This is a genomic window from Micromonospora sp. NPDC005171 (genome assembly GCF_040608575.1).
Lineage (GTDB): Bacteria > Actinomycetota > Actinomycetes > Mycobacteriales > Micromonosporaceae > Micromonospora.
In genome coordinates this window covers 1-7,952 of record NZ_JBEXIM010000074.1, presented here as the reverse complement: position 1 = coordinate 7,952, position 7,952 = coordinate 1, and the positions used below count along the sequence as shown (strand labels likewise).

The window sequence follows — 7,952 nt, the reverse complement described above, 5'->3', positions numbered from 1 at the left end:
ATCTGCTCCCGCTCCAACGCACTCAACCTCGACGCCATAACCACCCCAACGACAACCACCAAAAGGGGGTGTTGCAACCACCGGTTGAGCCCGCCTACCGAACGGAAACTGTCCAAGATCTGCGTGTGTCCCTGCTGCCGGCCGGAACGGGTCAGGCGGTCGGCACCGGTGCCAGGGCCGCCGCGAGGGCCTCGGCGTTCTTCTTGTCCACCCGGGGGAAGGTCAGGGTGAGGCCGTCTCCCGCGGCGCCGAAGGCGAGGCGCAGCAGGCTCACGACGCCCATCTTCGCCTCGGCGAGCGCGACGTGCTCCCGGGGCACCTCGCCGAGTACACCGGTGCCGGGCCCGCCGAGGAAGGTCTGCGGCAGGAAGATGAGTCGCCGGTCGGTGAGGACGACGAACTGCTTCTTGGTCCGCGACAGCGCGTGGCCCACCGCCCCGGCACCTGCGGTGATCAGCCCCTGCGAGACGACCGTCCCGAGTCGGCCGGCCGAGAAACTCCCGACCAACGCCCGGGTCGCGGTGACCGGCTGTTCCCCGGGTTGCAGGATCGACGCCACCCGCTCGAACGCGCGCGCCTGAAGCTTCTGGTTCATGTGGTCCCCTCCGTGTTTGACCGTGATCGCCGCTGATGCTCGCGGAGCAGGACACCCCGGGCCATCCGTCGATCAGGCGCATGATCATGACAGTCGGCCATGGTCGGCGTCGGGTCGCCCGCCGTGGCGCGCCTGCCCGCAGGGGCCGTCGTGGGGGTGCGGTCCGCATGCCCTTGATCGACACGAGTTCGGCGAGGCGGGGGTGTCCTGGGTTCGGGATACCGCCAGGTCGGCGATGTGGTGTTGATCAAGGGCGCGCGGGAGGCCGGCGGGAGGGCTGAGGCTCCCAGCGGGCGTACAGCGGCGGTGGGGGAGAATGGGCTCGTGACTTCCCCCCGCGACCTTGTTCTGCTCGGGTCCACCGGTTCGATCGGCACGCAGGCCATCGACATCGTCCGGCGCAACCCGGACCGGTTCCGGGTGGTGGCGCTCGGCGCCGGCGGCGGCAACGTCGAGTTGCTCGCCGCGCAGGCCCTCGAACTGGGCGTCGAGGCGGTCGGGGTGGCCAAGGCGTCCGCCGCGCAGGACCTGCAACTCGCGTTCTACGCCGAGGCGAGCCGGCGTGGCTGGGCCACCGGTGACTTCAAGCTTCCCAAGATCGTGGCCGGCCCGGACGCGATGACAGAGCTGGCCCAGTGGCCGTGCGACGTCGTGCTCAACGGGGTGGTCGGCTCGCTGGGCCTCGCTCCTACGCTGGCCGCGCTGCGCGGTGGGCGTACCCTCGCGTTGGCCAACAAGGAGTCGCTGGTGGCCGGCGGCCCGTTGGTCAAGGCCGCTGTGACGCGGCCGGGGCAGATCGTGCCGGTCGACTCGGAGCATTCGGCGCTGACCCAGTGCCTGCGGTCCGGGACGCGCGGTGAGGTGCGGCGGCTGGTCGTGACGGCCAGCGGCGGGCCGTTCCGGGGTCGTCGGCGCGAGGAGTTGACGCAGGTCACACCCGAGCAGGCGCTCGCCCACCCGACGTGGAACATGGGGCCGGTCGTCACGATCAACTCGGCGACGATGGTCAACAAGGCGCTTGAGGTGATCGAGGCGCACGAGCTGTTCGACGTGCCCTACGCCGACATCGCCGTGATGGTGCATCCGCAGTCGGTGATCCACTCGATGGTCGAGTTCGTTGACGGGTCGACGATCGCCCAGGCCAGCCCACCGGACATGCGGCTGCCGATCGCGCTGGGCATCGGCTGGCCGGACCGGGTGCCGGAGGCTGCCACGGCCGTCGACTGGGCGGCCGCGCACACCTGGGAGTTCGCGCCGCTCGACGACGACGCGTTCCCGGCCGTCGCCCTGGCCAAGGCCGCCGGGGAGACCGGACGCTGCCGGCCGGCGATCTACAACGCGGCGAACGAGGAGTGCGTGGCCGCGTTCGTGGCGGGCCGGCTGCCGTTCCTCGGCATCGTCGACACCCTCGAACGCGTGTTGGAGGAGGCTCCGGACTTCGACGAACCAGGTACCGTCGAGGACGTGCTCGCTGCCGAGTCGTGGGCACGCGCGCACGCGCAGGAGATCATCGCGGGTTCGGTGGAAGGAGCTTGATGTCGTACCTGCTCGGGGTGGTCCTCTTCGCCCTGGCCATCCTCATCTCGGTGAGTCTGCACGAGGCGGGGCATCTGTTGACCGCCAAGATGTTCGGGATGAAGGTCACCAAGTACTTCGTCGGTTTCGGCCCCACCGTCTGGTCTTTCAAGCGCGGCGAGACCGAGTACGGCCTCAAGGGCATCCCCCTCGGCGGCTTCTGCAAGATCGTCGGGATGACGCCGCAGGACGACGACGTCGAGCCGGGCGACGAGTCGCGGGTGATGTGGCGTTACCCGGTCTGGAAGCGGACGATCGTGATGGCCGCCGGGTCGATCACGCACTTCGCGCTCGCCCTGGTCACGATCTGGATCCTCGCCGTCTCCGCCGGCCTGCCCAATCCCGACTTCCCGACCACCGACGTGCAGGCCCGCCAGGAGCCCGCCGTCATCCAGCTCAGTGAGTGCGTGGTCCCGGAGAACGCGGTGCGGGCGTGCACCTCCGCCGACGCGGCCAGCCCGGCCGCCCAGGCGCAGTTGAAGAACGGCGACCGGATCACCTCGATCAACGGCACCACGATCAACTCCTACGGCGACCTGCTCACCACGCTGCGCAGCCTCAAACCGGGTGACACCGCGCAGATCGCGTACGTCCGCGACGGGCAGCCGGGCACCACCAGCACGGTGCTCGCGCAGACCCAGCGTCCGCCGCTGGACAACCCGACCGGCGCCGCCGCGCCGGTGGCCGCGCTCGGCGTCGGGCTCGTCCCCAGCACCCCAACCCGCGTGACGTACGGCCCGGTCGGCGCCTTCGGCGCCACCGCCGACTTCACCGGTGAACTGGCCGTCGGCACCGCCCAGGCGCTCCAGCGCCTCCCGCAGAAGGTCCCCGCCCTGTGGACCGCCCTCACCGGCGGCGAGCGGGACGTCGACACCCCGATCAGCGTGGTCGGCGCCAGCCGACTCGGCGGCGAGGCGGTGGAGAACAACGCCTGGCTGGTCTTCTTCATGCTCTTCGTGTCGCTGAACTTCTTCATCGGCGTGTTCAACCTGCTGCCGCTGCTCCCGGTGGACGGCGGCCACATCGCCATCGCCTGGTTCGAACGTGCCCGATCCTGGGTCTACGCGCGGATCGGCCGGAACGACCCCGGCCGGGTGGACTACCTCAAACTGATGCCCTTCACGTACGCGGTGATCCTGATCGGTGGCGCGTTCACGCTGCTGACCATCGCCGCGGACGTCGTCAACCCCATCACGCTCTTCTCAAGGTGAGTGCCTGAAGTGACAGCTATCAGTCTCGGTATGCCCGCCGTGCCGCCCCCGCCGCTCGCTCCCCGTCGGGCCAGCCGCCAGATCATGGTCGGTTCGGTCCCGGTCGGTGGTGGTGCGCCGGTGTCCGTGCAGTCGATGACCACGACCCTCACCTCCGACATCAACGCGACCCTCCAGCAGATCGCCGAGCTGACCGCGTCCGGCTGCCAGATCGTGCGGGTGGCGGTGCCGTCCCAGGACGACGTCGAGGCGCTGCCCGCGATCGCCAAGAAGTCGCAGATCCCGGTGATCGCCGACATCCACTTCCAGCCCAAGTACGTCTTCGCCGCCATCGACGCCGGCTGCGCGGCGGTCCGGGTCAACCCGGGCAACATCCGGCAGTTCGACGACAAGGTCAAGGAGATCGCCCGGGCCGCGGGGGCGGCGGGGGTGCCGATCCGGATCGGCGTCAACGCCGGGTCGCTGGACAAGCGTCTGCTGAGCAAGTACGGCAAGGCCACCGCCGAAGCGCTCGTCGAGTCGGCGCTCTGGGAGTGCTCGCTCTTTGAGGAGCACGGCTTCCGGGACATCAAGATCTCGGTCAAGCACAACGACCCGGTCGTGATGATCCGGGCGTACCGGCAGCTCGCCGAGCAGTGCGACTACCCGCTGCACCTCGGCGTCACCGAGGCCGGGCCGGCGTTCCAGGGCACCATCAAGTCGGCGGTCGCGTTCGGTGCGCTGCTGGCCGAGGGGATCGGCGACACGATCCGGGTGTCGCTGTCCGCCCCGCCGGTCGAGGAGATCAAGGTCGGCAACCAGATCCTGGAGTCCCTCGGTCTGCGCGAGCGGGGCCTGGAGATCGTCTCGTGCCCGTCCTGCGGGCGGGCCCAGGTGGACGTCTACAAGCTCGCCGAGGAGGTCACCGCCGGCCTGGAAGGGCTGCCGGTGCCGCTGCGGGTCGCCGTCATGGGCTGCGTCGTGAACGGTCCGGGTGAGGCCCGGGAAGCCGACCTCGGGGTCGCCTCCGGCAACGGCAAGGGCCAGATCTTCGTCAAGGGGCAGGTGGTCAAGACGGTGCCCGAGGCGCAAATCGTCGAGACGCTGATCGAGGAGGCGCTGCGGATCGCCGACGAGATGGGCGCCGAGCTCCCCGAGGAGTTGCGCGGGCTGGTCACCGGCCCGACCGTCACCGTGCACTGATTTTCCACGTGGAAAAGCGGCCGTTCCCCGCGCGGGGAACGGCCGCTTTCGCGTTCGTGGTGCTCGGGCCGGGCTGCCGTGCCGTGGTGCGGCCTGGCGTCACTCCGATTCGGCGAGGATCGCGTACAGCTTGCGCCGGGTCTCGTCGAGCACCTGGGCGGCCCGCTCCCGCTGGTCGTCGGTGCCGTTCATCATCACCTGGCGCAGGGCGTTCATCGCCTGGGCGCCGGAGTCGCGGATGTCGTGCCAGCTGCTCACCGTGCCCTGGGCGACGTCCGCCCACGGCGGGGTCTGCGCGGCCTCGGTGGCCTCGGCCTGACCGGCCTCGGTGACCGTGAACCGCTTCCGCCCGCCACCTGACTCCTCGGTGCTGGCGACGATCACGCCCTCGTCCTCGAGTAGCTGGAGGGTGGGGTAGATCGAGCCGGGGCTCGGCCGCCACGCACCGCCGGTGCGGGAGTCGATTTCCTGGATCATCTCGTAGCCGTGCATCGGCCGCTCGGTGAGCAGGGCCAACACCGAGGCTCGGACGTTGGGGCGTCGCCCTCGACCCCGTCCACGGCCTCGGCCGCCCCACAGGCCGCCGTGTCCGTGCTCGTGGCCATGGCCGTGCGGACCGGGCGGGACCGGCGGGAAGCCGAACCCCCGCATCCGGGCCTCGTGCATCGGGTGGTGCTGTCGGTGGAACCTCATCGGGCTCTTCCTTCCTCAGGACTATCGCTGATGCATCAACGATATATCGGCAATGCATCGCCGACAAGTGGTTGTTTACAAACCGTACGTACGTCTTGTTAGGGTGTCGGTCATGCGTCTGCTTCCCCCGCCGGGCCCGGCCCGGGTCCTCACCCTCGGCACCCTGGTCAAGACCGTCGGGCGGGGACTCTGGCTCGTCGCCAGCGCGCTCTTCCTCACCCGGTCGGTCGGCCTGTCAGCGACCCAGGTGGGCGTCGGGCTGACCATCTCGGCTCTGGTCGGCGTGCTGGCCAGCACCCCGAGCGGCTACCTGGCCGACCGCGTCGGCCCACGCGGTGTGCAGGTCGGCGCTCTGTTCGTCGCCGGCACCCTGACCATCGGCCTGATCGCCGTCCGGTCCTTCCCCACGTTCGTGCTGGTGGGAGCGGCCACCGCGCTCGCCGACGCGGTCGAGCGCGGCGCCCGAGGCGCGCTGATCGCCGGAACGATCCCGGCCGACCAGCGGGTCCGCACCCGCGCCTACCTGCGCGCCACCACAAACGTCGGGATCTCCGTCGGCGCCGTCCTCGGCGGCTTCGCCATCGCCGCCGACACCCGAGCCGGGTACGTCGCGCTGATCCTGGCCTCGGCGGCGACGTCAATGGCCGCAGCGGTGGTCCTCCTCCGACTGCCCGCCGTCGCCCCGGTCGCCGCCCCGACGCACGGCCCCCGACTGATCGCCCTACGGGACCGCCCGTTCCTCGCCTTCACACTGGTCGACGGGCTGATGTCGATGCACTTCAGCCTGCTCACCATCGCCCTGCCGCTGTGGATCGCCGGTCACACCCGCGCCCCCGCCTGGATGATCTCCGCGTTGACCCTTGTCAACACAGTGCTGGTGGTGCTCCTCCAGGTACGCGCCGCGAATACCGCAGCCACCCTGCCCGGAGCCGCCCGCGCCGCCCGTCGAGCGGGCGTGGCCATCGCCCTGGCCTGCGTACTCTTCGCCGCCAGCGGCGCGCTGCCCACCGCCGGCGCGGTGGGTCTGCTCGGCCTCGGGGCGATCGCGCACGTCACCGGGGAGCTGTGGCACTCCGCCGCCGGCTGGGGGATCTCCTTCGGGCTGGCGCCGGCGGACGCCCAGGGGCAGTACCAGGGGGCGTACGGCATGGGCTACGAACTGGGCAAGATGCTCGCGCCGGTGATGGTGACCACCCTTGCACTCGGCTGGGGCGTACCAGGCTGGCTTGCGCTCGGTGCCCTGTTCCTCCTGCTCGGAGCCCTGGTGCCCCCGGTCGTCCGGTGGGCCGGGCGGACCCGGCCTGGTGGAGACGGTGCCGGCCTTGTCACTCGACCGGCGAAGCAGGGTGCCGATCTGGCAGGCTGATAGGCGTGCTGACGGTGCCGGTACGCCAACTGGGGGAATCGGAGCGCCGCGCGGTCGAGCGACTGCTCGACCATGACCCGTTCGCGGGCGCGCAGGTCGCCGAGCGGATCGCCGCGCGCGGACTCTCCTGGTGGCGGGCCGAGGGCAGAATCCTGGGGTACGGGGCCCGCCGCAACCTCGAATCACTCTGCTGGCTCGGCGGCAACCTGACCCCGGTGCTGGCCAGCGATGCGGCTGTGGCTGCCTTCGCCGACCTGCTCGCCGGGGAGGAACGGCTCTGCTCCTCCATCGTCGGCCGGGCCGACGCCGTCCTCGGGCTGTGGGACCGGCTCTCCGACACCTGGGGGCCAGCGCGAGACGTCCGCCCCAATCAACCACTGCTGGTCACCGACACGCTGCCGCCCGTACCGGCCGACCCGGAGGTACGCCAGGTCCGCTCCGGAGAAGTCGACCGGCTCTTCCCGGCGGCCGTCGCCATGTACACCGAAGAGGTAGGCGTATCCCCGCTCGCCGAGGACGGCGGCCGCAGCTACCGCCGGCGAGTCAACGACCTCGTTCGGACCGGTCGCGCGTACGCCCGCGTCATCGACGGCAAGGTCGTGTTCAAGGCCGAGTTGGCGGTGGTGACCAAACGGACGGCGCAGATCCAGGGAGTCTGGGTGGCACCGGAGTGGCGCGGCCGGGGGATCGCCACCGCCGCCATGGCAGCCGTGGTCCGCGACGCGCTGCTGCGGGTCGCCCCCACCGTCAGCCTGTACGTCAACGACTTCAACCTCCCGGCCCGCCGCGTCTACGAGCGCTGCGGTTTCCAGCCGATCGGCACCCTGGCCACCGTTCTCTTCTGACCGCTGCGAAGTCGGTTCCGGTGCCGCATCCCCGCAGGTCTTGGACAGTTTCCGTTCGCACGAAACGGAAAGTGTCCGAGATCTGCGGGCAGCCACCGATCGAACCGCACCATCCGCCTCCGTTGGGGCAGTTCATTCGGCATACCCAGCCACGGCGGCCGGCCCTTGGGTAGCTCTCGGGCGACAGGCGCCTGGGCGGCGCGGGCGGCAAGCGCGCGCCGGCAGAGCGGCGGGCGGCCGTGGGCTCCGGCTGGCGTGTGGCAAAGGGCTGTCAGCGGTCGACGAACAACGGTTGGTGGTCGGTGGAAGGTCGGTGGCAGTACCGCTGGCCGGCACCCGGGTTGCGGGTGCCGGCCAGTGGTCCGTGCCGTGTGGTGGTGCTGGTGTGTGGTGGTGTGGGTCAGCTGTTCCAGTGCTGGGCGACGAGGTCGGTGGCCTGCTGCTCCCACTGGGCGTAGGCGTCCGGGTACGCCGACACCTGCACC

The 7,952-nt window shown here is 70.7% G+C and carries 7 protein-coding genes; 5 read left to right on the top strand and 2 right to left on the bottom strand.

All coding sequences use genetic code 11. The features are described 5' to 3' along the window. Positions 1-151: 151 nt before the first annotated feature. The gene (locus ABZU74_RS33815) at positions 152-595 is read right to left on the bottom strand and encodes a hypothetical protein (RefSeq protein WP_355432793.1); all 444 of its coding nucleotides are present in this window, start codon (positions 593-595) and stop codon (positions 152-154) included. 324 nt (positions 596-919) lie between these two features. On the opposite strand from ABZU74_RS33815, the gene dxr reads away from it, so the two are divergent. Genes dxr through ispG form a run of 3 tightly spaced genes read left to right on the top strand, consistent with a single transcriptional unit; the run spans position 920 to position 4,563 of the window. Beyond that, positions 920-2,131, top strand: coding sequence for a 1-deoxy-D-xylulose-5-phosphate reductoisomerase (gene dxr / locus ABZU74_RS33810; protein WP_355432790.1), 1,212 nt, complete (start codon positions 920-922; stop codon positions 2,129-2,131). Continuing rightward, entirely contained in the window at positions 2,131-3,381 is a 1,251-nt protein-coding gene (locus tag ABZU74_RS33805) for a site-2 protease family protein (RefSeq protein ID WP_355432787.1), read from the top strand. The genes dxr and ABZU74_RS33805 overlap by 1 nt, the downstream gene beginning before the upstream one ends. Positions 3,382-3,390: 9 nt before the next feature. Continuing rightward, a complete protein-coding gene (ispG, locus tag ABZU74_RS33800; protein WP_112588507.1) occupies positions 3,391-4,563 on the top strand; it encodes a flavodoxin-dependent (E)-4-hydroxy-3-methylbut-2-enyl-diphosphate synthase in 1,173 nt (390 codons plus the stop codon). Positions 4,564-4,662: 99 nt separating this feature from the next. Here the strand turns inward: ispG and ABZU74_RS33795 are convergent, their stop codons facing one another. Further along, positions 4,663-5,256 carry a PadR family transcriptional regulator gene (locus ABZU74_RS33795; RefSeq protein ID WP_355432784.1) on the bottom strand — a complete coding sequence of 198 codons (594 nt, stop codon included), beginning with the start codon at positions 5,254-5,256 and terminating at the stop codon, positions 4,663-4,665. A 112-nt stretch (positions 5,257-5,368) separates the two neighbouring features. Between ABZU74_RS33795 and ABZU74_RS33790 the strand changes: the two genes are divergently transcribed. After that, a complete protein-coding gene (locus ABZU74_RS33790; protein ID WP_355432781.1) occupies positions 5,369-6,622 on the top strand; it encodes an MFS transporter in 1,254 nt (417 codons plus the stop codon). Positions 6,623-6,627: 5 nt separating this feature from the next. Further along, a complete protein-coding gene (locus tag ABZU74_RS33785; RefSeq protein ID WP_091400334.1) occupies positions 6,628-7,467 on the top strand; it encodes a DUF4081 domain-containing GNAT family N-acetyltransferase in 840 nt (279 codons plus the stop codon). The last annotated feature ends 485 nt before the right edge of the window (positions 7,468-7,952 follow it).